This is a genomic window from Pseudoalteromonas sp. SWXJZ10B (assembly GCF_015864475.1).
GTDB classification, from domain to species: domain Bacteria; phylum Pseudomonadota; class Gammaproteobacteria; order Enterobacterales; family Alteromonadaceae; genus Pseudoalteromonas; species Pseudoalteromonas arctica.
This window is the reverse complement of record NZ_JADYXD010000030.1, coordinates 1-25,408: the sequence shown is the minus strand read 5'-3', so window position 1 is coordinate 25,408 and position 25,408 is coordinate 1. Positions and strand designations below refer to the sequence as shown.

Sequence of the window (25,408 nt, the reverse complement as noted above, 5' to 3'; positions counted from 1 at the left end):
TCCTTAGTAGCTACCGTGAGTGTTGTTTTCAATTTCTTCAACCGTTACTCTGCGCCACATTTTTACATAACACCAGGTGGTGTAAGTTAAAATAAGTGGAACAAAAATACACACTGCAACAAACATTACATTGAGCGTTTTATGGCTCGATACCGCATCCCAAATTGTTAAGCTAATATTTGGATTGTTGCTTGATGGCATAATAAATGGGAACAGTGAAACACCGGCCGTCATAATCACGCCAATTAACATTAAGCTTGTTGAAATAAGTCCAAGTGCTGGTTTGTTCAATTTAGAAAACAATAGCGCACTTAGTGCCATTACAAAGGCTAAAATAGGGAAGGTCATTGTCCACGGACGTGTGCTGTAATTACTTAACCAAGCACCTTGGGCTGTTGTTACTACTTTAGCTAATGGATCTGCATGGCTTTGTGTATCAGGCATAGATACAATTTGATAACCCGTTAAATTAGCAACCCAAAAACCAGCGCCTGCAAACAGTATAACAAACACAATCAGTGAATAACGACCATATTGGCCCGAGCGTTCTGCTACTGCATCAGCTGTACGAAGCTGTAACCACATACCCGCATGAGCAATTAGCATAGTGATACTCACTAAACCAGCAAGCAAACCAAACGGGTTAAGTAAACCAAAAAATGAACCTTGGTAGCTAACACGCATTAAGTTATCAATATTAAATGGTACGCCTAAAAATAAGTTACCAAAAGCAACACCAAAAACTAATGCTGGAATTGCGCTGCCTGCAAGCAGACCCCAATCCCAGTTATTACGCCAGCGTTTTGAGTCTACTTTACTGCGGTAATCAAACCCTAGTGGTCTAAAAAACAAAGCAAAGAGTACTAGCATCATGGCAAAGTAAAAGCCCGAAAATGCGGCAGCATAAACCATAGGCCACGCTGCAAATAACGCGCCGCCTGCGGTAATAAACCATACTTGGTTACCATCCCAGTGTGGACCGATGGTATTAATTACCGTACGGCGCTCTGAATCTGTTTTACCAACTAGGCGAAGCAACATAGCAACGCCCATATCCATGCCATCGGTAATAGCAAAGCCAATAAGCAGCACACCAATGATCAACCACCAAAGCATTTTTAATGTTTCATAATCAAAAATCATGATTGCTCTCCTTCAGTTTGATCAGTTTTATTTGGCAATTCAAAATGATATTTACCAGTATGTAGCGAGCTTGGTCCTTGCTTAACAAAGCGGATCATCAACCAACCTTCAACAATGGCTAAACCAGTATAGAAAACAATAAATCCAGTTAAGCTAATTAAAATATCGTTCACTGTTAATGACGACGTGGCTAAAAAGGTCGGCAGTATTTCAGATATAGCCCAAGGTTGACGTCCATACTCAGCAACTATCCAGCCAAATTCAATAGCTATCCAAGGTAGTGGGATGCTCAATACGGCAGCCCATAACAACCAGCGTTTTTGCTCAATAACGCGATGTGCGTTGTAGTAAAATGCCAATATAAATACACCCAACATGGCTACACCGCAGGCAACCATAATCCTAAATGACCAAAACATAGGGCCTACTTTAGGGAAAGAGTCTTTAACGGCTTTTTGAATTTGCTCCTCGGTCGCATCCACAACATCAGGTGTGTAGCGCTTAAGCAGCAAGCCATAGCCTAAATCATCTTTTAGAGTGTTAAATGTCGCTATATTTTCAGGCGTGTCTTCACCATTTCGGAGCATCATAAGGTATTTATAAGCTATCATACCGTTACGGATTCGTACTTCGTGTTGTTTTTCTAGGTCGTTAATACCGGTTACTTGCTCATCGAGCGAGCGAGTTGCAATTAACCCAAGTGCGTAAGGTATTTTAACCGCAGCATGTGTTACTTGCTCTTCTGAATCAGGGAAACCAAATGCGGTAAACGCAGCAGGGGCTTCTTCTGTGTGCCATTCGGCTTCAATTGTTGCCAGTTTTACTTTTTGAACTTCGCCTACTTCGTAGCCTGATTCGTCACCTAGTAAAATTACACATAAAATTGACGCTAAACCAAAACCAGAAGCGACCGAAAACGAACGCTTAGCAAATGCAAGGTCGCGGCCTTTTAATATGTACCAACTACTTATACCCAATACAAACATTGATGCAGCTACATAACCTGCCGATACCGTATGAATAAACTTAACTTGTGCTACAGGGTTAAACACAAGCTCTGCAAAGCTAGTCATTTCCATGCGCATGGTTTGATAATTAAACTCAGCACCTACTGGGTTTTGCATCCAACCGTTGGCAATCAAAATCCACAGCGCCGACATGTTAGTACCAATGGCCATTAAAAAGGTTGCACCTAAATGTTGGCGTTTAGAGAGTCTGTCCCAACCTAAAAAGAACATACCAACAAAGGTCGATTCTAAAAAGAATGCCATTAAACCTTCAATTGCCAGGGGAGCCCCAAAAACATCACCTACGTAATGGGAATAATAAGACCAGTTAGTACCAAACTCAAACTCCATGGTAAGGCCTGTGGCCACACCAATTGCAAAGTTAATACCAAACAATTTTCCCCAAAACTTAGTCATATCACGATAAATTTCGCGACCGGTCATTACATAAACCGATTCCATAATAACTAAAATCCAGGTCATACCTATCGTTAACGGTACGAATAAGAAATGAAAGAGAGCGGTAACAGCAAACTGTAATCGCGATAGATCCACAAAGGTTTCATCTATCATTATTGGCTCCTTGAGAGTGACGGATTAACAGGGCAACATTTAATTGGCAAAGTTAAGTTTTAATGAACTTTCAGTAATTACTGAAAGTTTGTAATATTATTTACGTTTGTGCAATTTTTGTCAATATGTATATTAGTAAAACTTAATATATATTTTATATGCTACATCAGTATTAAAAACAAACAATACAATAAATTAAATTTAGTGATAAAAAACCAGTTATTTAAAGCATTTAACCAAACAGTAAAACACGGTAAACTAACAAGCATGAACGCCTGGTTTACTTGTGAAATAAAATCAAATGAATAAAGATAAAAAACAACTACGAATTGGTATTGTGGCAGGTGAGCTGTCGGGCGATATTTTAGGCGAAGGCTTAATTAAAGCCCTTAAAAAGCACTTCCCGGATGCTATTTTTGAAGGGATAGCAGGGCCTAAAATGCAAGCGCAAGGCTGTAAAACACTTTACGACATGGATGAGCTTTCAGTAATGGGGCTTGTTGAGGTACTTGGGCGTTTACCGCGGTTGCTTAAAATACGTAAACAACTCGTGCAGCATTTTGTAGATAACCCACCTGATGTATTTATTGGTATAGATGCACCCGATTTTAACTTACGCGTTGAAAAGCCACTTAAAGATGCGGGCATTAAAACAGTACAGTATGTAAGTCCATCTGTTTGGGCGTGGCGCGAAAAGCGTATACATACAATAAGTGCAGCCACTAACTTAGTGCTTGCGTTACTGCCATTTGAAAAAGAGTTTTACGATAAACACCAAGTGCCATGTACATTTGTAGGACATACCTTGGCTGACGATATAGCGCTTGAGCACGACGATACTAAAGCACGTGCAGAACTCGGCTTAAGCCTTGATGACAAAGTACTGGCGTTACTTCCTGGTAGCCGAGGCTCAGAAGTTGGTTTACTAAGCGAAACTTACATTAAAACAGCTGCAGAGCTGCAAGCTAAAAACCCCAATCTTAAAGTTGTGGTGCCACTGGTTAACGAAAAACGCAAAGCGCAGTTTACTGATATATTAAACGCTACCGCGCCAAACCTTAATGTTAACCTGCTTGATGGACAATCAAAATTAGCGATGCAAGCTGCTGATGCTATTTTATTAGCGTCGGGCACTGCAACACTCGAAGGCATGCTTTATAAAAAGCCAATGGTAGTGGGCTATAAAATAAAGCCTTTGAGCTATTGGATATTTAAAACTTTATTTACGTTTAATATTAAGTATTTTTCGTTGCCTAACTTATTAGCAGACGAAGAGCTAGTGCCTGAGTTTTTACAAAGTGAGTGTAATGTGGCTAATTTAATCAATGCGCTTACCCCAATGCTTAATACCGATAACATTGAGCTAAAAGCACGCTTTTTAGCTATTCACGAAAAAATTAGATTAAATGCCAGCGAACAAGCAGCTAATGCTGTGGCGGAGTTAATAAATGCAAATTGATAGACCTAATGTATCCTTAATTGCCGGTGTAGATGAAGTAGGGCGCGGCCCGCTTGTTGGTGATGTAGTTACTGCCGCCGTCATTTTAGATCCCACTAAACCAATTGCTGGCTTAGCGGATTCTAAAAAATTAACAGATAAAAAGCGCCAAGCGCTTGCGATTGAAATAAAAGAAAAAGCATTGTGTTATGCCTATGGGCGCTGCAATCCAACAGAAATTGATGAGTTAAATATTCTGCACGCGACTATGCTCGCTATGACCCGTGCAGTAGAGGCATTAAGTACGCAACCTGAATTTGTATTTATAGATGGTAATCGTTTGCCAAAACTCACTATGCCAGCGCAAGCTATTGTTAAAGGCGATAGCTTAGTGGCCGAAATTTCAGCGGCGTCTATTTTAGCTAAAGTAGCACGCGATGACGAAATGATTGAGCTTGATAAACGCCACCCTGAATATGGCTTTGCAGGGCACAAAGGGTATCCAACAAAAGCACATTTTGCAGCGCTTGAGCAGTACGGCGCGATTGATGAGCATCGTAAAAGCTTTAAACCTGTGCAGCGTGTATTGGCGCAAGCCAATGGTGAGGGTTAAGCATGGCTGCTCCTGATTTTGTTCATTTAAGAGTTCATTCAGATTTTTCGATGGTTGACGGCCTTGCTAAAACAAAGCCAATAGTTGCTAAAGCGCAAGAGCTGCAAATGCCCGCTATTGCGATTACCGATCAAATGAACTTTTGTGGCTTAGTGCGTTTTTATGGCGCAACACATAACGCCGGTATTAAGCCTATTGTGGGTGCTGACTTTTGGGTTCGTAGCCCAGAATTTCCTGACGAGCCAAGCCGCTTAACTATATTAGCCAAAGACAACGACGGCTATAAAAACATTACCTTATTAATATCTAAAGCGTATCAACGTGGGCATGTGTTTCATCGCCCAGTGATTGACCGAGAATGGCTGGTGGAGCATAAAACGGGCTTAATTATTCTCTCTGGCGCTAAAGATGGTGACTTAGGTAAGGCGTTACTAAAAAATAATCCAAGTGTTATTGAGTCGGTAGTTAGCTTTTATAAGCAGCATTTCAGCGATAACTATTACCTTGAGCTTGTTCGCACTAACCGACCGCTTGAAGAAGACTACTTACACATGGCGGTAGAGCTTGCTACAAAAGAGCAGTTACCTGTTGTAGCGACCAACGAAGTAGTGTTTTTAAAGCCTGAAAACTTTGAAGCGCACGAAATTCGCGTTGCTATTTTTGATGGTTACACGCTTGACGATAAACGCAGGCCTAAACGATTCTCTGAAGAACAATACCTAAAAACATCAGAGCAAATGGCTGAGCTGTTTAGCGACATTCCAGAAGCCCTACAAAACACAGTAGAAATAGCTAAACGTTGTAATGTAACGGTTCAGCTAGGGACTTACTTTTTACCTGATTACCCAACTGGCTCACTCAAGATTGATGAGTTTTTAGTTAAAGTGTCAGAAGATGGTCTTGAAGAGCGACTGCAGTTTTTATTCCCCGACGAAGAAGAGCGAAAAGTAAAACGTGTTGAATACGATGAGCGACTTGATATAGAGCTTGGCGTAATTAACCAAATGGGATTCCCAGGTTACTTCTTAATCGTAATGGAGTTTATTCAGTGGAGTAAAGATAACAATATTCCGGTTGGGCCTGGTCGTGGTTCAGGTGCAGGTTCGTTAGTTGCATACGCCCTTAAAATTACCGATTTGGATCCACTTGAATTCGACTTGCTTTTTGAGCGATTTTTGAATCCAGAACGTGTGTCAATGCCCGATTTCGACGTCGATTTCTGTATGGATAGACGAGACGAAGTAATTGATCACGTGTCGGCTTTGTATGGGCGAAATGCCGTATCGCAAATTATTACCTTTGGTACCATGGCTGCAAAAGCGGTAATACGCGATGTAGGGCGAGTGCTTGGGCACCCTTACGGGTTTGTTGATCGTATTTCAAAAATGATTCCAGGCGATCCTGGGATGACACTTGCTAAAGCGTTTGATATAGAACCGCGCTTGCAAGAAGCCTACGATGGCGATAACGAAGTAAAAGATTTAATCGATATGTGTCGCATTCTAGAAGGGTGTACACGTAACGCCGGTAAACATGCGGGTGGCGTAGTAATATCGCCAACCACTATTACCGACTTTGCTGCACTTTATTGCGATGACGAAGGTAAGTTTCCGGTCACACAGTTTGATAAAAACGACGTAGAAACTGCAGGCTTAGTTAAGTTCGATTTCTTGGGTTTACGTACACTGACTATATTGCAGTGGGCGGTCGAAATGACCAACGTGCGCATGGAGCGCCAAGGTAAAGACCTCGTTGATATAAATACCATCCCACTGAATGATAAAAAAAGTATTGAGTTGCTACTTCGCGCTGAAACGACTGCTGTATTCCAGCTAGAATCGCGCGGTATGAAAGACTTAGTACGCCGTTTAAAACCCGATTGTTTTGAAGATATGATTGCATTGGTGGCCTTGTTTCGCCCGGGTCCGCTGCAATCAGGCATGGTAGATAACTTTATCGACCGAAAATTGGGCCGAGAAGAAATCTCATACCCAGATGCGCAGTATCAGCACGAAAGCTTAAAACCAATACTCGAGCCAACTTACGGCATTATCTTGTATCAAGAACAAGTAATGCAAATTGCGCAAGTGCTAGCAGGTTACACGCTAGGCGGCGCCGACATGCTTCGCCGTGCAATGGGTAAGAAAAAACCCGAAGAAATGGCAAAGCAGCGTTCAACGTTTGAAGATGGCGCAAGAAATAACGGCATTGACGGCGAACTCGCAATAAAAATCTTCGACTTGGTAGAAAAGTTCGCAGGTTACGGCTTTAATAAATCTCACTCGGCGGCGTATGCACTTGTTTCGTATCAAACGCTGTGGATGAAAACGCATCATCCTGCAGAGTTTATGGCTGCGGTAATGTCGGCTGATATGGATAACACCGACAAAATCGTTATTTTGGTGGATGAATGTGAAAACATGAAGCTCACCTTATTGCCGCCAGATGTGAATGCAGGTGAGTTTAAGTTTACAGTAAACTTGCAAGGCGAGATTGTTTACGGCATTGGCGCGATAAAAGGCGTAGGTGAAGCACCGGTTGATGCAATATTAGAAGCGCGTGCAAAAGGGGGCCCATTTAAAGATTTATTTGATTTTTGTGCCCGAGTTGATTTAAAACGCTTAAATAAACGCGTCACTGAAAAATTAATTTATTCAGGTGCACTCGATAATTTAGGGCCAGAAAAAACGCAATCTGGCCGTGCTACATTACTAGCTAGTTTAAAAAGTGCAATGCGTGCGGCCGACCAACACAATAAAGCTGAGCTATTAGGGCAAAGTGATTTGTTTGGTTTATTAGCCACTGAGCCTGACGAAGTTGAACAAGCCTTTATTAAAGGCACAGGCCTAACTGATAACGAATGGTTAGATGGTGAAAAAGAAACCCTAGGCCTTTATTTAACTGGGCATCCGATAAATCAGTACCGCCGTGAGCTTAGGCATTATACCAGCGGGAAAATAGTTGATTTACAGCCAACGAACCGCGATGTATTTGCAACAGCCGCAGGTTTGGTGATTGCTTCTAGGGTATTAATTAATAAAAAAGGAAATCGTTGGGCCTTAGTAACTTTAGATGACAAGAGTGCACGGATTGATGTACGCTTGTATTCAGACGAGTTTGAAAAGTACCAAGATATGCTCCAAGTTAACAATATCTTGGTAATATCTGGACAGGTCAGCTTTGATAACTTCTCCGGTGGTATTACAATGACCGCCAGAGAAATAAACACCATTGCTCAAGCGCGTGAAAAGCGTATTAAAGCGATTAAAATGACGCTGAACATGGTGCAAGTCGAGGCTGGTTTCTTCGATAAATTACAAAAAGTACTCGAACCCTATAAAATGGGAACGTGTCCGATCAAGGTTTATTACCAACGTCCAGATGCGTTGGCGCAATTAACTCTTGGGATCGAATGGTGTGTTACGCCAAGTGACGACTTAATTCATAAGTTATCACTAATGGCTGCGCAAGATGTAGAACTAGAATTTAACTGATTAGGTAGTTTAGAGCATGAGCCTCAATTATCTTGATTTTGAGCTTCCAATTGCAGAATTAGAAGCAAAAATTGAAGAATTACAAAATATAAGCCGCGCTGGCGAATTAGACCTTGAGTTAGAAGAGGAAGTCAGCAAATTAAAAGAAAAAAGTGCCAAACAAAAACAGGAGATTTTTTCTAATTTAGGCGCTTGGCAAGTATCACAGTTAGCACGTCATCCGTTGCGTCCTTACACTCGAGATTATATCGAGCGCATTTTCACGGAATTTGACGAGTTTGCTGGCGATCGTACTTTTGCTAACGATCCGGCTATTTTAGGAGGCGTTGCGCGTTTAGATGGCGAACCAGTAATGGTTATTGGCCAACAAAAAGGCCGTGACACTGCTGAAAAAATTAAACGCAACTTTGGTATGCCAAAGCCAGAAGGTTACCGTAAAGCATTACGCTTAATGGAAATGGCTGAGCGTTTTAAAATGCCAATCATGACTTTTATCGACACGCCGGGTGCATACCCAGGTGTTGGCGCTGAAGAACGTGGTCAATCTGAAGCAATCGCGCGTAACTTAAAAGTAATGGCGACACTTAAAGTGCCGACAATATGTACGGTTATTGGTGAAGGCGGTTCAGGTGGTGCATTAGCGATTGGTGTTGGCGACAGAGTTAACATGTTGCAATACAGCACTTACTCTGTAATTTCGCCTGAAGGTTGTGCGTCTATTCTTTGGAAAAGCGCCGACAAAGCACCACTTGCAGCAGAAGCAATGGGTGTAACCGCAGAGCGAGTTAAAGAACTAGATTTAATCAGTAACTTAATTGATGAACCTCTAGGTGGCGCGCACCGCAATTACGATGCTATGGCACGTAACTTAAAAGTTCGCCTTAAACGTGACTTAGCAGACCTACAAGCGCTTACGCTTGAAGAAATGCTTGATCAACGTTACAAACGTTTAATGTCGTTTGGTTATTGCTAAACACATTAAATGTTAAAAAAAAGCCGCTTATGCGGCTTTTTTGCTTTAAAATGTTCAGAGTTTTTATATAAAAGTGCGCCCATATGCATACATCAGCAATTTATCAGCAATTAAAAAAATCATTAAATAGCTATATTGAGCAAGGTAACACCGCTTTTACAGTGGCGCTTTCTGGTGGCGTTGATTCTGTGGTGTTGTTGCATTTAATGCGCACTTTAAAAGTAGATAACCCTGCAATTAATGTATCGGCTATTTATGTCCACCATGGCTTGAGCCAGTATGCTGATGACTGGCAACACTTTTGCAAAAACGTATGCATTGAGCTTAATGTGCCTTTTGAAACTGCGAAAGTTGTTATTGAGCCGCAGTCGCGCACAAGTCTTGAAGCCCAAGCACGCGACGCCCGTTATAAAGCACTTGATGAACTAAGCCCACAAGGCAGCATTATTTTACTGGGCCAACACTTAAGCGACCAAGTAGAAACGTTTTTATTGCGCTTAAAGCGTGGCTCAGGTTTAAAAGGGCTTGGTTCTATGTATAAAGAGCGCTTGCTGCAAAGTGGGCGTATATGTTTTAGGCCATTGTTAAGTGTAATGCGCAGCGATATAGAAGCGTTTGCAGCGCAGTTTAGCATTCGCCACATAACCGATGACTCTAATACAGATGAAAGCTTTGATCGTAACTTTTTACGCTCAAAAATAGTACCGGTGTTAGCTGAGCGCTTTAATGGGTTTGAACAATGTACAGCACGAAGTATTGAGCTACTACAGCAACAGCAAACACTACTTGATGAATACACACAGCTCGATTTAAATACCTGTATTAACGAATATCAAGCACTGTGTATTAATCAAGTAAGTGAATACAGCGCAGCGCGTATTGCAAATATAGTGCGTGCTTGGCTTGCATTATTTACACAAGTGATGCCATCGCAAAAGCAGCTTGAGCAAATTATTAATCAAGCAATAAGTGCAAAAAGCGACGCACAAATGCTAATTGATTTAACTGATGGGCAAATACGCCGCCATCAAGGTTATTTGTACTTTGTGACACCAAGTGCAGAATTAACAGATGCTGATCTTAATTATACTGAGCTTAATTATACTGAGCTTAATCATTCAGAGTTAAAACTTGCAGACGGGCGATTACTAATTAAATGCAATGGCTGCGGAGTGAGACCTCCAAACGCTAATGAGCAAGTAACAGTGCGCTTTAATTGTAATAGCGCGCGTATAAAACCACTTAAAAAGCCCGGTAGTAATACAGTTAAGCATTGGTTTAAAGATGCAAAAATAGCACCTTGGTTACGCGCCAGTGTACCGCTTATTTTTTATAATGATGAATTAGTGCAGGTAGTTGGCTATTTTATAAGTGCTAAGCACGTTGATGAAAATGGTATTTTTTGGGAGTGTAAATAAATGAGTAAACAGCCACATGTTGGTTTGTCGTTAGTGACTAAAGCGCCAATGGGTATGCTGATAACGGCCGTTATAGCTATTATCGCTAATGTTTTACTAGAGCTTAATATTATTACTTTAGGTTATGCAGTTGCTGGTGGTGTGATTTCGGCGGCATTACTACTTGCCTACTGGTTAGGTAAAGGCGGGCTATTTTTTATTTTAGGCGTGAGTTTACCATTGGTTTTAGTGTTATTTACACCGCTTGCTACTATTACCGCATTACTTAATTTAATTAGCGGATTCTTTTTTGGTTTTTGTGCTGCGTTGTTTATTTATAAATTAGTGAGTGCAAAACCTTAGTATTGGAGTTTTAGCAATAAAGAAGCCTAGCGGGGGAAGCTAGGCTTTTTCATTCAATTAGTGTGAGCAAATGTTAGTAGGCTTTTGCGCAGTTTCTGCCAGATGCTTTTGCTTTGTATAAACCTTTATCGGCGCGAGCAAATATTTCTGTTTCGCAATCTTTGCTGCTAGCTAAAGTAAAGCCAATGCTGGTTGTTACTTTGTATTTAGACATTAGGGGTGACTTTCTTACTAGGCACATTATCCGCTCAGCAATCACTTTATTCGTTGTAAACTCAGGGTCTTCAATAAGTAAAGCAAACTCATCACCACCAAATCTAAATACCGAATCAGTGCCGCGTATGCTGCTACACAGTACTTTTGAAAACTCTTTAAGTGTATCGTCACCAATTTTATGGCCGAAGTTGTCGTTAACTTGTTTAAAGTTATCTAAATCAAGCAGCATTAAACTGAATGGACGTTGGTAACGACGACAGTTTTCAAGCTTTTGAAGTAAAAAGTCATTAAATTGACTGCGATTATTTAAGCCAGTTAATGCATCCTTTGTGGCAAGCTTTAATACTCGGCTATACATCATCGCATTACGAAGTGGATAAACCAGCGCAGTATGCAAAGTATGTAGCTTTTTCTCAATGGCTTGACCAAGCGGGAATTTACTAAAATAAATTAGTTGCCCTAAGTGTTCTTTACCAATCGCCAAATCAAAAATATAGGGTGTACTATTTGTATCACTCTGTGATGTTTGTGTAGTTCCCAGTGTTGACTGAAACTGTAAACCAGAGAAATTTAACAATTGTTTTGTAAATTTTGCGTATATAGCTAAAACATCCTCAATCACTAAGCTAGTTTGTAGCTCTGCGACGAGTTTATGCGCTTCTGTTATCTCATTGGTTGGTGAGTGTTCAGCCGAAAACGGCAAAAAATCACCGCGACCAGACACACGCTGCGTCAAAATATGGACGTTTTCCATTAAATTCTCCCCCGTGGGTATTACTTTGCAATACCTAAGCGATTTTTGTGCCACATTTAAAATTGCATGAAAAAAAGATGGTTGTTATATTTAAAATAAATCCCTTGGTTTAATTGACGCGTGAGGCCGAATTTGCAGAGTATTAACGTTCAAATTTTTGGCTTGCTAGTGGCAGCAGTTCTTTTTGTGTGGTTTTTTAAACGCATTGGCTTGCCGCCTATTTTGGCGTACCTAGCAACGGGGGTTTTAGCCGGTAGTCATGGTATTGGTTGGCTAGCGCAATCTCATGAAATAGAGTTTGTAGCAGAGCTTGGGATTGTGTTTTTGTTATTTAGTTTGGGGTTAGAATTTTCTATTTCGCGGCTAATGGCAATGCGAAGCCTAGTATTTGGGCTGGGCTCGTTACAAGTAGGTATAACCAGCTTACTCTTCATTATTATTTTATATTGTTTAGACTTTTCCCTGCTCACCAGTTTTACCATTGGTACAATTATGGCGCTTTCTTCTACGGCTGTAGTGGTTAAGCTATTAAAAGAAACGGGTGAGCTTAATCAGCGCCGTGGGCAATTGGCCGTTGGTGTACTGCTTTTTCAAGATATTGCTGTTGTTCCTCTATTAATAATACTTCCTTTATTTGCATCAAGCGACTCTCAAAGTATTGGCTGGGCTTTAGCGTTTGCCCTAAGTAAGGGCGCATTTGTATGCGTGCTTCTTTGGGCAATTGGTAAATGGGTATTGCCCATTGTGTTTAAAGAAATAGCGCAAGTACGAACCGATGAGTTGTTTGTGCTTACCACTATATTAGTCGCCTTATTTGCGGGCTTTTTAACGTATATGTTTGGCTTGTCTATGGCATTGGGCGCTTTTTTAGCGGGAATGATGTTAGGTGAGAGCAATTACAGGCATCAGTTAGAGGCCGATATACGTCCATTTCGCGATATTTTAATGGGGCTGTTTTTTGTAACTGTGGGTATGCAGTTGGATATTTTATTTGTACTGGCGCATATAGTAATAATTATTGGCGCATTGCTTGGGTTACTCGTATTAAAAATTACAGTAGTCGCACTTAGTGCGCGGCTAATGCATGAGCGAAACCAAGACTCGCTCGCCTGTGGCATTATGCTGTGGCAAATGGGGGAGTTTGGTTTTGTACTTATCGCACTTGCTGGCCAGCATCAGTTATTAAACTCAGAGCAAGTTTCATTTTTAATTGCCCTTGGTGTGTTATCAATGGCATTTACACCATTTTTGATTGATAAAACGCCATTTATTTTAAAGCGTTTGGGTATACTCGATCTCCCTAGTTTAGCGCTGGAGAGTGAGCCACAAAGTAGTACACTTTATAGCGACCATGTTGTTATTTGTGGTTTTTCGCGAGTTGGGCAAACTATAGCGCGTTTTTTAAAGCCCGAAGCAATAGACTACGTTGCCATTGAAAGTAACCCAATTTTAGTACAAGAAGGCAAAGCGGCGGGTGAGCCTGTTATATTTGGCTATGTTAAACAAAAAGATATTTTAAAATGCGCAGGAGTAGAGCGAGCTCGCTTGGTTATTATTACTTTTACAGAGCTTGATCACGCACAAGTTGTTATTGATGCCATAAAACAAATAGCGCCCAACGTTAAAATACTCATTCGTACCCGTGACGATAGCCAGTTAGATTATTTAAAAGGGCTAGGCGTAACCGAAGTAGTGCCAGAGTCGTTAGAGGCGAGCTTAATGCTCGTGTCGCATGTGTTGTCTATGTCGGGCGTACCGATGACGCGTATTGTGCGTAGAGTAAGTAAAGAGCGTCGAAACCGTTATCCATTAATGCAAAGCTTTTATGCAGGGTATTTTAAAGATAGCGAAGATGCCTCAACTGAACGATTAGAATACTTACATGTAGTTGCGCTGCCAAGCAAAGCTTATGCGGTTAATAAAACAATTGAAGATCTAAATTTAGAAAAACGTCGAGTACTCGTAAAAGCACTGCGCAGAGAAGGAGCCGAAATAGACACGCCATCAGCGCAAACAACCTTGTTAGCTAACGACGTTTTAGTACTACAAGGTAAACCAAGGCGAGTAGAGCGGGTAGAGCACTACCTGCTCGACGGAATAGAATAACGTGCCTGTTTGGGCTTAATCTAACTCTAAAAACTCACGCATTTTAGGTAACTGCGCCATGCCATCTTCATAGCCAATTTGCATTAGATGCTGGGTGTAGCGTTTTTCAAACAATAGGTAACTGGTTAAACTCGATTGCGAATGTTTTTTAACACCGATTGTACGCAGCAATACTTTAATCGCCCACGGCATATCGTCGTAATACTGCGCAGCAATAGCATTAAAGTTTTGCGAAGGGTTAATAACAAAGGTATCTATTTGTTTTAGCTCTTGGTGTTTATCGCGTGCAGGTAATAGTCCTAAAGTGCGATTTACACGTTCCAAACGCTCCAAATCCGACTGCATTGTGTCGGTAAATACGCTATCGAGTAAATGTCCCGCAACAGCCGATAAGCCAGGATAATGAGGGGAGTAACCCGGTGGGTGAAGCTCTTTAGGCTGGTCGACCCCAATAATAAATATTTTTTCAGCCCCTAAATGAATGGATGGGCTGAGAGGCGATAACTGATGTATTGAGCCATCACCAAAGTAATGGTTATAAATATTTACGCTTGGAAACACCATAGGAATCGCACTTGATGCCATTAAATGCTCAACGTTAATACGCGTAGCTTGGCCTTCGCGTTTAGCGCGTTGCCATGGTGTTTGTGTATTTGATTGAAAAAACGCAACAGAGTCGCCCGTGGTATAACTAGAAGCCGTAATTGAAAGCGCATCTAAATAATTTCGGTGTAAGTTACGCTCTATCCGGTGTAAGTCTAAAATCTCATTGAGCAAACCACGTAGAGGGCGATTATTTAGCAAACTCGCTGGTGGATGGTTAATATGTTCTGACTGAAAGCTCGTTAAAATATTACGCGCAATATGACCAAATACGCTTAAAAAATCACTTTTATAGACCATAGAGGTTGAAAAGTTTTTCCAAACTGATTCAAGCTTTCGTACAGCCAAATGCGCACAGGAGGCGTAACATGCTAACGCAGCTGAGTTAATAGCCCCAGCAGAGGTGCCATTTATTACTCTAAATGGCAATGGAGCAGTACGAGGCATACTATGAGCTAGCGCTTTAAGGACACCCACTTGATAAGCAGCACGTGCGCCACCACCTGTGAGTAATAAGGCAATTTTAGGTTTTTGTGGATCAACTTGCTTGATTTTCATATTGGTGGTTAAACTGTTCTACGTCTTTACTTTATTTATTAACTGTAAGTCTTTAAGCTAGAAGAATCAAAGGATAACTGCCCTAATACTTATTACATTGTTTAATCACCCAATTTAGTACTTAACTTACTTTGTTATAATTGCCGTATTATAAAATGTAATAGTATTTGTGTAAGAATGAATTTAATCCACTTAGCGTACTCTAAGTGATATCGCATTTTAATTTTTATGGAGTTCGTATGTCAGATAAACCAGAAGCATCAGATGTTCAAAAACGTCCACCTAATAACAATATTCTTTTCGCCGTTATTATTTTAATAGTCGTAGCATGTGCGGCCGCCTTCGTATTGCTAACACCCAGTGACGAGCAAGCAACACGCACTGAGGTAGAGCCCACAGTTAAAGAACAACCTATGATGGAGCTTAAACCCGAGAACGACCCCGTGGTAGATGCGCCGTCTGTAAATCCAGAAAAGCCAGCAGAGCTTGAAGTACCAGCACAAAGTCCAAGTGAGCCTGTGCCAGAAGTAGAGCCACTACCAACGCTTAACGAAAGTGATGCAGTTGTTGTTGCTAAAATGGACGAGTACCTAAGCGACTCAGTAATGAGCTTAATGGTGACCGACGATGTTATTCGTCGTGGTGTGGTATATGTAGATAACTTAGCAAAAGGAAAAATAGCTAAAAAACACATGCCTGTTGTACAGCCAGAAGAAAAATTTAGCGTGAATGAAGGTGATATCTTAACGATTAACCCTAACAGCTACGAGCGTTATACACCGTATGTGAAAATATTTACCAGTATGAGTGCAGCGCAAGCCGTTCGCATGTACGAAGAGTACAAGCCACTTATTAATAATGCATACAGTGAAATTGGTTACGGCGATGACGAATTTAATCAAACGCTAACCGATGCAATCGATTTATTACTTGATACGCCAGAGCCTGAAGGTGACTTGCCGTTACTTCGTGATTCAGTAACTTACCAGTATGCGTTTTCGGAGTGGGAGCAATTACCAGATGCACAAAAGCAGCTTTTACGTATGGGTCCAGAAAACATGAAAAAAGTAAAAGCAGCATTACGTAATATAAAAGCGCAGTTAGAGAACAATTAATACGCACTAAAATAGCTAAATACGCCGCGATTGTATATGAAGTATGCAATCGCACTTTCTTTTTAGATTATCCCTTGAATAACAGAGCAAAAGTAGAGATAATCCCTCCCGCGCCAACCAAGGCCCTCAATGGTAGTCTTATTGGTCCTCTCGCAACACTAGCAGGCGAACCTGGTCAGGCCCGGAAGGGAGCAGCCACAGTTTGTGACGTGTGTGCCGAGATGTGGCTGGTAAGACTGCCACCCAAATTCCTCATTTGGGTGTTGTTTGAAGTATAAGTTGACATATTTGTACTAAAAGATGACATAAATTGGAAGTGTAAGGTGGCATAGTCTAGTATTTAACCAAATGGTTAGATGGCTGACTCACATGTACAGAAGAAAACTAAAACACTCCCGTGTAAAAAACCTCCATAAATTTGCTAGTCAAAAAAATAAATCTACCTGTTTAGTTGAATCCTCTTTAGAGTTTGATGCGTGTTTCCATTTTGAATTTTCAACATCAATAGCCGCATTTGAAGCACAACCACTAGGTTACGAATATGAGTTTGATAACCGTACTTGCCGTTACACACCTGACTTTTTACTTACCCACACAGACGGCACGCAAAAATTTATCGAAGTAAAACCACAAAGCAAAATTGCCGACGAAGACTTTCGTGCACGTTTTATTGAAAAGCAAGCCATAGCAAAACAAGATGGACGTGATTTAATACTGGTTACAGATAAACAAATCCGTGTATACCCAACACTCAATAACTTAAAGCTTTTACATCGCTACTCTGGTTTTCAGTCTTTAACAGAGCTGCAAGCATCGGTGTTAGAACTTGTTAAGCAATACGGCTCTATTAAAGTGGGGCAGTTAGTTAACTTTTTAAAAGTAGCTGCCGGTGAGCTACTTGCTACTGTGCTACGCTTATTATCATTAGGGCAGTTATTTGCCGACTTAAATACAAATGAAATATCAATAGAAACAGCAATTTGGTCTAACAATGTTTAATGACGGTTTGTTTGAAGATGAATTTAACCAGCCATTACCAAAAGTAGAAACCAAACTACCTCAAAATTACGTCAAAGATTTACAAGCCCTTCCTGAAAAAATAAAAATAACCACGTTTGCTAAGCTTAAATATATTCAATGGCTTGAGGCTAATACTCAAGGCGGTTGGACACAAAAAAATCTTGAGCCTTTACTGAAAGTAATGCCTGAAGTTGAGGGAGAGAAAAAGCCTAGCTGGAGAACAGCTGCACGATGGTATAGCGCTTATACCAATGCAGACAGAAATATCATGGCGCTAATACCAAGCCACCAAAAAAAAGGTAACAGGGAGCACGATACAGCAACCGATAAGTTTTTTGAAAAAGCACTTGAGCGTTACTTAGTAAAAGAAAAGCCATCAGTGGCTTCGGCTTACAAGTTCTATAAAGACTTAGTTATCATTGAAAACGACAGTGTTGTGGGCAGTGTTTTAAAGCCTTTAACATACAAAGCGTTTAAAAACAGAATAGATAACTTACCGCAATACGAAGTAATGATTGCTCGTTATGGTAAGCGCCTTGCTGATATTGCTTTTAATAAAGTAGAAGGGCATACACGGCCTACACGTGTACTCGAAAAAGTTGAAATTGACCATACACCGCTTGATCTTATTTTATTAGATGATGAGCTGCATATTCCACTTGGACGGCCAACACTCACCATGTTAGTCGATGTGTATAGCCATTGTATTGTTGGCTATTACTTTAGCTTCAGTGAGCCTAGCTACGATGCAGTAAGGCGAGCAATGCTAAATGCGATGAAACCTAAAAGTGAAGTAGCAAAACTATACCCTGATACGATTAATGAGTGGAAGTGTGCTGGCAAAATTGAAACTCTCGTTGTTGATAATGGCGCTGAATTTTGGAGTAACAGCCTTGAACTTGCTTGTGAAGAAATAGGCATTAATACTCAATATAACCCTGTTGCAAAGCCGTGGTTAAAACCGTTTGTAGAACGTATGTTCGGCACAATTAATACTGAATTATTAGATCCTGTTCCTGGTAAAACCTTTTCTAACATTTTACAAAAGCATGAATACAATCCCAAAAAAGATGCAATCATGCGCTTTACGACCTTTATGCAGTTATTTCATAAATGGGTAGTAGACGTTTACCATCAAGATGCTGACAGCCGATTTAAGTACATACCAAGCCAATTATGGGATCAAGGCTTTAATACGTTACCACCAATAGTGCTGAGTAATGATGCTCTTCAACAGCTAGATGTTGTGCTCAGTATTTCAAATCATCGGGTGCTTCGTAAAGGCGGAATACGGCTAGAAAACTTAAGCTACGACAGTACTGAACTGGCCAATTATAGAAAGCAATTTAGCCATAAAGTATCTCAAGAAGTTTTAATTAAATTAAACCCCGATGATATTTCTTATATATATGTGTACCTCGATAAGCTAGAGCATTACATAAAAGTGCCATGCATAGATCCAAACGGTTACACCCAAAATTTAAGTTTGAATCAGCATAAAATAAATATACGTATTCATCGCGATTTTATTTCGGGCTCTATCGATAATGTAGGCTTAGCAAAAGCGCGCATGTTTATTCATAATAAAATTCAAAGCGAGTTTGAAGAGTTAAAAAGTGCGCCAAAAAACTCAAAGGTAAAAGGGGGTAAAGCGTTAGCTAAGCATCAAAATGTAAATAGTGACTCACAAAAATCAATCACGCAGAGCAAACACGTAGAGGTTAAAAAGGCTACACCTAAAGAGCAACCAGCTGATAGTTGGGATGACTTTATCTCAGATCTAGATGGATTTTAATTATGCTGACCGATAAACAAAAAGAAAAGCTTAATGAGTTTCGTGATGTATTTATTGAATACCCAATAATAAGCACGGTATTTAACGACTTCGACAGATTAAGACTTGGTAAAGGGTTAGCGGGCGAAAAGCCCTGCATGCTTTTAAATGGCGATACAGGCACAGGTAAAACAGCACTGATCAAGCAATATAAAGAACGTCACTTACCGCAATTTATTAATGGTGTTATGAACCATCCTGTATTAGTAAGCCGCATACCTAGCAATCCGACACTAGAATCTACTTTAGCTGAGCTTCTTAAAGACTTAGGACAAGTAGGTAGTACAGAGCGCAAGCTACGAGTAAACGGCACTCGGTTAACGACATCATTAATAAAATGCCTAAAAACATGTGGTACAGAGCTTATAATTATTGATGAGTTTCAAGAGCTAATTGAGCACAACCAAGGTAAAAAGCGCCGCGAGATTGCCAACCGATTAAAATATATTAACGACGAAGCGGGTGTATCAATTGTATTGGTAGGAATGCCGTGGGCAGCAAAAATAGCAGACGAACCGCAGTGGTCATCGCGTTTATTAGTAAGGCGGCAGCTGCCTTATTTTAAATTGTCAGAAAATCCAAAGCATTTTGTGCAGTTAATAATTGGCCTAGCCAACCGTATGCCATTCACCGAAAAGCCAAATCTAAGTGAGCAAGCAACAGTATTTGCTTTGTTCTCACTATCAAAAGGCTGCTTTAGAACGCTCAAATATTTTTTAGATGATGCCGTACTCTACGCTTTAGTAGACAACGCGAAAACCCTTACGACTACACACTTGGTTAAAGCATTTGAAGTATTATTTCCTGATGTACCAAACCTATTTACCTTGCCGGTTACAGAAATTACAGCAAGCGAAGTTGAGCGCTATTCACTATACAAACCTGAAAGCGCCCAAGACGAAGACCCATTTATAGCAACTAAGTTTACCGAACGGATGCCGATAAGTCAGTTGTTGAGGAAATAGGTTATACGGAGTCATGAATCTAGATTACTATTATTCGAATATTAAAAAATTAAATTATTAGGGAAAATATGAACAACACATTTGAAAGTCGTGATGAGTTTCATCGTAAGCCTGTAGCAGAAAACATGATTAAACTTTTGAGTTCATCTTTGGATATATCTCCTATGATGCTTGATGGCAGTTGGGGAACGGGGAAATCTGAATTTTGTCAAAAAACAATTAATTTATTCAAATTAAAGGATACTCACCATTTAATCTATGTAGATGCATTTAAAGCTGATCATGTAGGTGAACCACTTGTCACGCTTCTATCAGAGATAATTAAGTTACTGCCAGAAAAAGAGCAGCCAGGCTTTATTAAAAAGATTATACCAGCTACAAAGTTTGGACTTAAAACAGGAGGAAAAGCTTTTGTTGGACATATTCTTAGGCAAGATTTTGCTAGTGTCGCCGATGACTATGACAAAGATATTCAAAAAGCCGCGGATAAAGCCATTGATGCTACAGTTGAGTCAATTATAAGAGATCAGGTACAAGCTGAAAAAAATCTAACTTCCCTTAAAGATGCGATATCCAAAGTAGCAGAAGAAAAAGCTATAGTGTTTTTTGTTGATGAGCTAGATAGGTGTAAGCCTAGCTTTGCCGTAGATGTTCTAGAGCTTATTAAACACGTATTTGATATCGACAATGTTCAATTTGTATTGATTACTAACTCCCAACAATTGAGAGCATCAATAAATCATTGCTATGGTGTTGATGTTGACTCTCAAAGATATTTAGATAAATTTTTAAAATTTACTATTAAACTTAGCAATAAAACAATGCCAAATAGGTTTGAACCTATTTTTGCTTCAATGTCTCTATTTGAGCAATTGATACAAAGGAATCAGAATATACGAAGTGATACTTACTCCTCTGTATCAAAAAAATTTATTGAATCTATAATTATTAATTTAGAGTTGTCCTTACGAGAAGTCGAAACGCTTGTTAGGTATTTAGAGGTTTTACAAGTTTTAACAGACAAAAATGCATTTCCAAGAAGTGGCTATTTAGGGTATACACTATTAAAAACATTGGCAGTTATCATTTATTGTTTCAAGCCCGATTTAGCCAATGAAATAAGTAACTCTAAGTATGATGCTAAAGAGATTGCTAATATCTTAGGAATAAAGAAAGTTAACCCATATCCTGAAGGTCATAATAGACCTTCGGTTCATGAAGTTCTAATGGTCGTTTTAGCTAAAGATTGTGATGTTAATACCGCTGAATTTATTCCTAAAGAAGATCAGGATAGTTGGGACAAAACAATAAATGACGGCTTTTTTAATTGGGGCATAGACCCTGGCTACGCCATTTTAGAGCTTAAAAATACATTCGAAGTATTAGGGCTGCAACCTTCCGGTACTTAATTTATTTGATTGCAGGGGACATTTGCAATCTCAAGTTGTAATTTCTAAAAAAAACACCAGAGATTTTTTCAACAGCAAGTGTCTCCTCAAAAAAAGATAAGCAAGTATTTATAATGCTTTCAGGTTTCAGCAAGTGCTCTAATTTATATGAAACATTCATTTTCTCTGCTTGCTCGACAAAGAGGTTGTAATTATAGGAAAGTGGAAATTCATTTTTTAGTAGCTCAAATATGTATTTTGTATCTATGGGGGTATTGATTGGGTAGCTATCAATAAACTCTGCTAACTTACTAAATATTAATATATACCAGCGATCAAACATCCAAAGTTGAGGGTGTGTGTTATTTTTTTTTAATAAAGCTGGATACTTAGGGTTTTTAACATTAAAATTTTCGTTTGAAGCCATATCGCTTTGTGAAGCAAGCCAAATTTTCCATTTTGGGTAATCATTTGAAAAATATCTATCTTGTTCTAATGTATAAACTTCAGCATAGTTTGTTACATGATCTATAAACTTATATTTTTTTAGTTGTTCTTCTTTTTCAGCAATTGCTATAAATTTGGCTCTTTCTAAAGCTGAGTCTGGTGGTGTAAAGTTAAGCCATTCGAACTTAAATCGTTTTGATTTTTTTATTCGACCTACGATGATTTGGCCTGAGTCTTTTTTGAGGATATCGGGGGTATCGTGTTGAAATAAAAGGGCAACATTTAACACTCGTTCTTGATTAGAGTTATTAAGAGCTACGCATTTCAATAGTAAAAAATGTTCATGCTCTGCTTCAAGTAAAACTTCTTTAAAATGTATACTTTTACTTTTTACTACTTGGGCAGATAAATCGTAATTTTTACCATTGATATTATGGTTAAATCCAATGTTGTGGCTGGGTATTTTTAATCGTTGTCGCTTTTTTAAGTTATCAAATTTACGTAGAGCTTGTTTTCTTGACTCTTCAATTTGTTGTCGAATTTTTTTATTCATTTCTATTTGGTTGAGTTCAACTTTTTGATTAATCTCTTCTCTTAATTGATCCTCACACCAACCAAATAACCAATTAGACGTATCATCATTATGCTTAAGAGCACAATTTACATCAGCATAATCCGAATCAATATAAACTGATAAATCATACTCTAAGGAAGCGAGCTTTTCTTCACGATAAAAGTTAATTTTCTCTGCTGAGCAAGGCGATGTTACCTTAATTTCAACTAATAAATCACCGACATCAGTTTCTAACTTCACATCGGCGATGTATTTGTTATGAATGCTATATTCAAGTTTTGCAGAGTTAATTAAAGCTTTTCTACTAGGTTCAGTTTTACTGTAACCTCGATGATAAATAGTAATTTCTGGAAGGTTTATTGTTTTAGCCGTTAAAAAATATTCTTGAGCGTACCGATGCAAAGCGGTCATTAAGCATGTTCTAGACTCTTCTTTAGTCGTATGAGCAAATGAGTGAGCTTTTATTTTGCCGCCATTGCGTGCGACTAAAGGGTCATTACATGCGATACAAAAGCAATTACATGCTTTACCATTTTTGACATTATTTATTGAAACAATCTTACCCGAAGCATCGCTAGCAAAAACAAGCATAAAATCCCTTTTAACTCATAAATGTATAGTTTAAGACATTACTAATTAAGTGTATATTTAAAAACTAAAATATCCTTAGTACACTTATGGGTTAGATACTAAGAGAATCTTAGCAAGATGTTTTTTATAGCTAAGGTTCACATGGAAACTCCAACACCTTCACGCCTAAAATCTGCAAGAAAAGCAGCTGGCCTTACTCAGCAACAGCTTGGTATGGCATTAGGAATGGAGCCAAATACGGCTAGTGCTCGCATGAACCAATACGAAAAAGGCAAACATGCCCCTGATTTTTTAACCATGAAACGCATCGCTAAAGAGCTAGGTGTGCCAGTAGCTTATTTTTATTGTGAAGAAGATGATCTAGCTGAGCTAATTTGTGCTCTGAGCAAAGTAGATGCGACTAAACGAAATGAAATATTACAGCATTTAGGAGCAGTAATTGAAAGAGGAAGATAATATTTTGAATCTTCCTCTTTCCAAATTTTACAGGTGCGCACTCAAATTTCTTGAACTTATTTCTTGAGCATTAAGTGTTGAAAGTACAAGTTTTTTGACATCATGATTAGTTAAGCTATTTGTAATATTTTTAATTGAATGAATGTAATTCGGTTTTGTTATAGAGCTTTCATAATTGTAGACTAGTCTTATCAGCGGAGCTATCTCTTCTAAAGCACCTAATTTTTTGGATGCATTTATTGTTTCTATATCTATAAATAGTTTTTTAGCTAGATCTGGGTTTTGTACTATCAGCTCAATAACTGAGCGTAATTGTTGTTTCTCTTTCAGTGACAAGTTCATATGTTGTAACCCCCATCTTTTAATAGCTTTTCAAGAACGGTTCTTAGATTATTACTATTTGAATCTTTATATTGATCAATTATAGTTGAATGAAACATTTTCTTTAGAATGATTTTTTCTTGCTTAGTTCCAAAAAGTGACCAGTTAGTCGTTTTTTCTACTTTTAATTCCAGAGCAATTCCGATCCCATCTTCTCCGATAGAGATTTCTTCAGCTGACTTACCTTGCTCACTCCACAAAGCTACTACACGACTAGGAGGATCTCCTAATCCTGTTGACTTTAATGTCATGCCAAGAGGCGTAACCGTCAGTACAGATGAGCCTGGGTCATCTGATAGCACCGTTGCATACTTACCCGGCCACCGAGCTTTTAGCTGCGGCCCATCTAAAAGTAAACTAACTACAAAATTTGGCCCAATGGCTCTAACTGCTTGTGCCACAGGCTCTTGTCTGGCTAAATCTTCACAAACCAATGGACACAATTTTATTCCATCAGGAGTCGTAAGAACAGCTAATTTTCTCCTCGAGATGTCAATATTTTCCCACCATTTTTTCCCTGGGTCTAATCGAGCCGCAAGGTTGTACGCTCTAATTTGATCTCTATCTAAATACCACCTGTGATGTTTTTTTTGATTTATCGTATCATACCCATCACCAATTCCAGTAAATGCCAAAGAGGCTGTATTTATACCTCCATCTTCGTCTTTACCATAAACGCCACTAAGAATCGACGGAGCATCTTCCCCAAAGTGTTCATAAATTTTCTCTTTTAGTTTATTAAATGTTTTGGTAGAAAAAGCGCATTCAGGGAATACTATTAAATCAATAGAGCCAAGTCTTTTTATTGTAGAAATAATGGCTGAACGTACCATCCTCATGACCTCATTAAAAATAGGTTCATTAGGCTCGTAGTCAAAGAAATCAAAAAAACGGTTTGTTTCAATTGGACGAATACTAGATATTTTAAATGATTCATCTTCCACTTTAAGAGGCCAAGGAATGAAAAGAACGTTGTATGATGAACTATCGAATTTATTATCTGCATCGAAACTATAGATGATTTCTGGGGCCACATTTGGCTTTAAATATGTTAGATTTTGGCATAAATTGTTAATAGTTAATCCAGATTGAGGAACTAATCCTTTATAAGCTATAAAACCGTATTTTGTATTATTATCAGCCAAATTTATGTCTTTACCTTGATTGTCTAAGTCTAAGTCTAGGTTCAAGCTACCCTCAGAATTAATCATATGCATAAAAGCTCTCATGTTGGAAGCCACTTCAGCTGGTGTTATATCGCTCAATTCATTTCTTCGAATGTTCTTTGCCCTAAATACATTATCAATTGATAAGACCAGAATTGTAGTGGTCAATAAAATTTGGCCACAGTTTTAGAATCTTGATATCTAACCTCAGATTCATTTGGCGCTAAACCGGC

The 25,408-nt window shown here is 39.2% G+C and carries 20 protein-coding genes and 1 other RNA gene; 14 read left to right on the top strand and 7 right to left on the bottom strand.

Features of this window, described 5'->3' with window-relative positions; genetic code table 11:
• Positions 1-3: 3 nt before the first annotated feature.
• Positions 4-1,143 carry a cytochrome d ubiquinol oxidase subunit II gene (gene cydB / locus I6F54_RS18580; protein ID WP_231617053.1) on the bottom strand — a complete coding sequence of 380 codons (1,140 nt, stop codon included), beginning with the start codon at positions 1,141-1,143 and terminating at the stop codon, positions 4-6.
• Entirely contained in the window at positions 1,140-2,723 is a 1,584-nt protein-coding gene (locus I6F54_RS18575; protein WP_197142631.1) for a cytochrome ubiquinol oxidase subunit I, read from the bottom strand. The genes cydB and I6F54_RS18575 overlap by 4 nt, the downstream gene beginning before the upstream one ends.
• Before the next feature lie 301 nt (positions 2,724-3,024).
• Between I6F54_RS18575 and lpxB the strand changes: the two genes are divergently transcribed.
• The 6 genes from lpxB (at position 3,025) to I6F54_RS18545 (ending at position 11,001) form a co-directional block, all read left to right on the top strand.
• Positions 3,025-4,182 (top strand): lipid-A-disaccharide synthase, encoded by a 1,158-nt coding sequence (gene lpxB, locus I6F54_RS18570; protein WP_197119488.1) that lies wholly within the window; start codon positions 3,025-3,027, stop codon positions 4,180-4,182.
• Positions 4,172-4,774: a ribonuclease HII gene (rnhB, locus tag I6F54_RS18565; RefSeq protein ID WP_010553737.1), complete on the top strand. Its 603-nt coding sequence runs from the start codon at positions 4,172-4,174 to the stop codon at positions 4,772-4,774. The genes lpxB and rnhB overlap by 11 nt, the downstream gene beginning before the upstream one ends.
• Positions 4,775-4,776: 2 nt before the next feature.
• Positions 4,777-8,268: a DNA polymerase III subunit alpha gene (gene dnaE, locus I6F54_RS18560; RefSeq protein ID WP_197142629.1), complete on the top strand. Its 3,492-nt coding sequence runs from the start codon at positions 4,777-4,779 to the stop codon at positions 8,266-8,268.
• Positions 8,269-8,284: 16 nt separating this feature from the next.
• The gene (gene accA, locus I6F54_RS18555; protein WP_007581016.1) at positions 8,285-9,241 is read left to right on the top strand and encodes an acetyl-CoA carboxylase carboxyl transferase subunit alpha; all 957 of its coding nucleotides are present in this window, start codon (positions 8,285-8,287) and stop codon (positions 9,239-9,241) included.
• A gap of 83 nt (positions 9,242-9,324) precedes the next feature.
• Positions 9,325-10,659 (top strand): tRNA lysidine(34) synthetase TilS, encoded by a 1,335-nt coding sequence (gene tilS, locus I6F54_RS18550; RefSeq protein ID WP_197142627.1) that lies wholly within the window; start codon positions 9,325-9,327, stop codon positions 10,657-10,659.
• Positions 10,660-11,001 (top strand): hypothetical protein, encoded by a 342-nt coding sequence (locus I6F54_RS18545; RefSeq protein WP_197142619.1) that lies wholly within the window; start codon positions 10,660-10,662, stop codon positions 10,999-11,001.
• A 73-nt stretch (positions 11,002-11,074) separates the two neighbouring features.
• Here the strand turns inward: I6F54_RS18545 and I6F54_RS18540 are convergent, their stop codons facing one another.
• Positions 11,075-11,971 carry a GGDEF domain-containing protein gene (locus tag I6F54_RS18540; protein WP_197142617.1) on the bottom strand — a complete coding sequence of 299 codons (897 nt, stop codon included), beginning with the start codon at positions 11,969-11,971 and terminating at the stop codon, positions 11,075-11,077.
• Positions 11,972-12,103: 132 nt separating this feature from the next.
• On the opposite strand from I6F54_RS18540, the gene I6F54_RS18535 reads away from it, so the two are divergent.
• On the top strand, positions 12,104-14,077 hold the full coding sequence (locus tag I6F54_RS18535) for a monovalent cation:proton antiporter-2 (CPA2) family protein (protein ID WP_197142615.1): 1,974 nt from the start codon (positions 12,104-12,106) through the stop codon (positions 14,075-14,077).
• A gap of 15 nt (positions 14,078-14,092) precedes the next feature.
• Here the strand turns inward: I6F54_RS18535 and I6F54_RS18530 are convergent, their stop codons facing one another.
• Entirely contained in the window at positions 14,093-15,238 is a 1,146-nt protein-coding gene (locus I6F54_RS18530) for a patatin-like phospholipase family protein (protein WP_165728544.1), read from the bottom strand.
• 239 nt (positions 15,239-15,477) lie between these two features.
• Between I6F54_RS18530 and I6F54_RS18525 the strand changes: the two genes are divergently transcribed.
• The 6 genes from I6F54_RS18525 (at position 15,478) to I6F54_RS18500 (ending at position 21,581) form a co-directional block, all read left to right on the top strand.
• Positions 15,478-16,353 (top strand): DUF3014 domain-containing protein, encoded by an 876-nt coding sequence (locus I6F54_RS18525; RefSeq protein WP_101164364.1) that lies wholly within the window; start codon positions 15,478-15,480, stop codon positions 16,351-16,353.
• 139 nt (positions 16,354-16,492) lie between these two features.
• Positions 16,493-16,589, top strand: an RNA gene (ffs, locus tag I6F54_RS18520) — signal recognition particle sRNA small type.
• A gap of 133 nt (positions 16,590-16,722) precedes the next feature.
• The gene (locus I6F54_RS18515) at positions 16,723-17,352 is read left to right on the top strand and encodes a TnsA endonuclease N-terminal domain-containing protein (RefSeq protein WP_197142613.1); all 630 of its coding nucleotides are present in this window, start codon (positions 16,723-16,725) and stop codon (positions 17,350-17,352) included.
• A complete protein-coding gene (locus tag I6F54_RS18510; RefSeq protein WP_197142611.1) occupies positions 17,345-19,168 on the top strand; it encodes a Mu transposase C-terminal domain-containing protein in 1,824 nt (607 codons plus the stop codon). The genes I6F54_RS18515 and I6F54_RS18510 overlap by 8 nt, the downstream gene beginning before the upstream one ends.
• 2 nt (positions 19,169-19,170) lie before the next feature.
• Positions 19,171-20,172, top strand: coding sequence for a TniB family NTP-binding protein (locus I6F54_RS18505; RefSeq protein ID WP_197142609.1), 1,002 nt, complete (start codon positions 19,171-19,173; stop codon positions 20,170-20,172).
• A gap of 68 nt (positions 20,173-20,240) precedes the next feature.
• On the top strand, positions 20,241-21,581 hold the full coding sequence (locus I6F54_RS18500; RefSeq protein ID WP_197142607.1) for a KAP family P-loop NTPase fold protein: 1,341 nt from the start codon (positions 20,241-20,243) through the stop codon (positions 21,579-21,581).
• A 1-nt stretch (position 21,582) separates the two neighbouring features.
• Here I6F54_RS18500 and I6F54_RS18495 read toward each other — a convergent pair whose 3' ends face one another.
• Positions 21,583-23,172, bottom strand: coding sequence for a hypothetical protein (locus I6F54_RS18495; protein WP_197142605.1), 1,590 nt, complete (start codon positions 23,170-23,172; stop codon positions 21,583-21,585).
• Between the two features lie 141 nt (positions 23,173-23,313).
• Between I6F54_RS18495 and I6F54_RS18490 the strand changes: the two genes are divergently transcribed.
• On the top strand, positions 23,314-23,628 hold the full coding sequence (locus tag I6F54_RS18490) for a helix-turn-helix domain-containing protein (RefSeq protein ID WP_197142603.1): 315 nt from the start codon (positions 23,314-23,316) through the stop codon (positions 23,626-23,628).
• A 27-nt stretch (positions 23,629-23,655) separates the two neighbouring features.
• On the opposite strand, the gene I6F54_RS18485 is transcribed toward I6F54_RS18490, so the two are convergent.
• Both I6F54_RS18485 and I6F54_RS18480 read right to left on the bottom strand, forming a co-directional pair.
• On the bottom strand, positions 23,656-23,970 hold the full coding sequence (locus tag I6F54_RS18485) for a hypothetical protein (RefSeq protein WP_197142601.1): 315 nt from the start codon (positions 23,968-23,970) through the stop codon (positions 23,656-23,658).
• Positions 23,967-25,274 (bottom strand): hypothetical protein, encoded by a 1,308-nt coding sequence (locus tag I6F54_RS18480; RefSeq protein ID WP_197142599.1) that lies wholly within the window; start codon positions 25,272-25,274, stop codon positions 23,967-23,969. Before I6F54_RS18480 ends, I6F54_RS18485 begins: the two co-directional genes overlap by 4 nt.
• Positions 25,275-25,408 lie beyond the last annotated feature (134 nt).

What these genes read in the sequence shown, in the direction of transcription:
- I6F54_RS18505 (WP_197142609.1), top strand. Translation starts at nt 19,171, where the DNA reads ATGCTGACCGATAAACAAAAAGAAAAGCTTAATGAGTTTCGTGATGTA.
- dnaE (WP_197142629.1), top strand. Translation starts at nt 4,777, where the DNA reads ATGGCTGCTCCTGATTTTGTTCATTTAAGAGTTCATTCAGATTTTTCG.
- I6F54_RS18525 (WP_101164364.1), top strand. Translation starts at nt 15,478, where the DNA reads ATGTCAGATAAACCAGAAGCATCAGATGTTCAAAAACGTCCACCTAAT.
- I6F54_RS18510 (WP_197142611.1), top strand. Translation starts at nt 17,345, where the DNA reads ATGTTTAATGACGGTTTGTTTGAAGATGAATTTAACCAGCCATTACCA.
- I6F54_RS18490 (WP_197142603.1), top strand. Translation starts at nt 23,314, where the DNA reads ATGGAAACTCCAACACCTTCACGCCTAAAATCTGCAAGAAAAGCAGCT.
- cydB (WP_231617053.1), bottom strand. Translation starts at nt 1,143, where the DNA reads ATGATTTTTGATTATGAAACATTAAAAATGCTTTGGTGGTTGATCATT.
- I6F54_RS18495 (WP_197142605.1), bottom strand. Translation starts at nt 23,172, where the DNA reads ATGCTTGTTTTTGCTAGCGATGCTTCGGGTAAGATTGTTTCAATAAAT.
- I6F54_RS18515 (WP_197142613.1), top strand. Translation starts at nt 16,723, where the DNA reads ATGTACAGAAGAAAACTAAAACACTCCCGTGTAAAAAACCTCCATAAA.
- I6F54_RS18540 (WP_197142617.1), bottom strand. Translation starts at nt 11,971, where the DNA reads ATGGAAAACGTCCATATTTTGACGCAGCGTGTGTCTGGTCGCGGTGAT.
- I6F54_RS18575 (WP_197142631.1), bottom strand. Translation starts at nt 2,723, where the DNA reads ATGATAGATGAAACCTTTGTGGATCTATCGCGATTACAGTTTGCTGTT.
- accA (WP_007581016.1), top strand. Translation starts at nt 8,285, where the DNA reads ATGAGCCTCAATTATCTTGATTTTGAGCTTCCAATTGCAGAATTAGAA.
- I6F54_RS18545 (WP_197142619.1), top strand. Translation starts at nt 10,660, where the DNA reads ATGAGTAAACAGCCACATGTTGGTTTGTCGTTAGTGACTAAAGCGCCA.
- I6F54_RS18485 (WP_197142601.1), bottom strand. Translation starts at nt 23,970, where the DNA reads ATGAACTTGTCACTGAAAGAGAAACAACAATTACGCTCAGTTATTGAG.
- lpxB (WP_197119488.1), top strand. Translation starts at nt 3,025, where the DNA reads ATGAATAAAGATAAAAAACAACTACGAATTGGTATTGTGGCAGGTGAG.
- rnhB (WP_010553737.1), top strand. Translation starts at nt 4,172, where the DNA reads ATGCAAATTGATAGACCTAATGTATCCTTAATTGCCGGTGTAGATGAA.
- tilS (WP_197142627.1), top strand. Translation starts at nt 9,325, where the DNA reads ATGCATACATCAGCAATTTATCAGCAATTAAAAAAATCATTAAATAGC.
- I6F54_RS18530 (WP_165728544.1), bottom strand. Translation starts at nt 15,238, where the DNA reads ATGAAAATCAAGCAAGTTGATCCACAAAAACCTAAAATTGCCTTATTA.
- I6F54_RS18500 (WP_197142607.1), top strand. Translation starts at nt 20,241, where the DNA reads ATGAACAACACATTTGAAAGTCGTGATGAGTTTCATCGTAAGCCTGTA.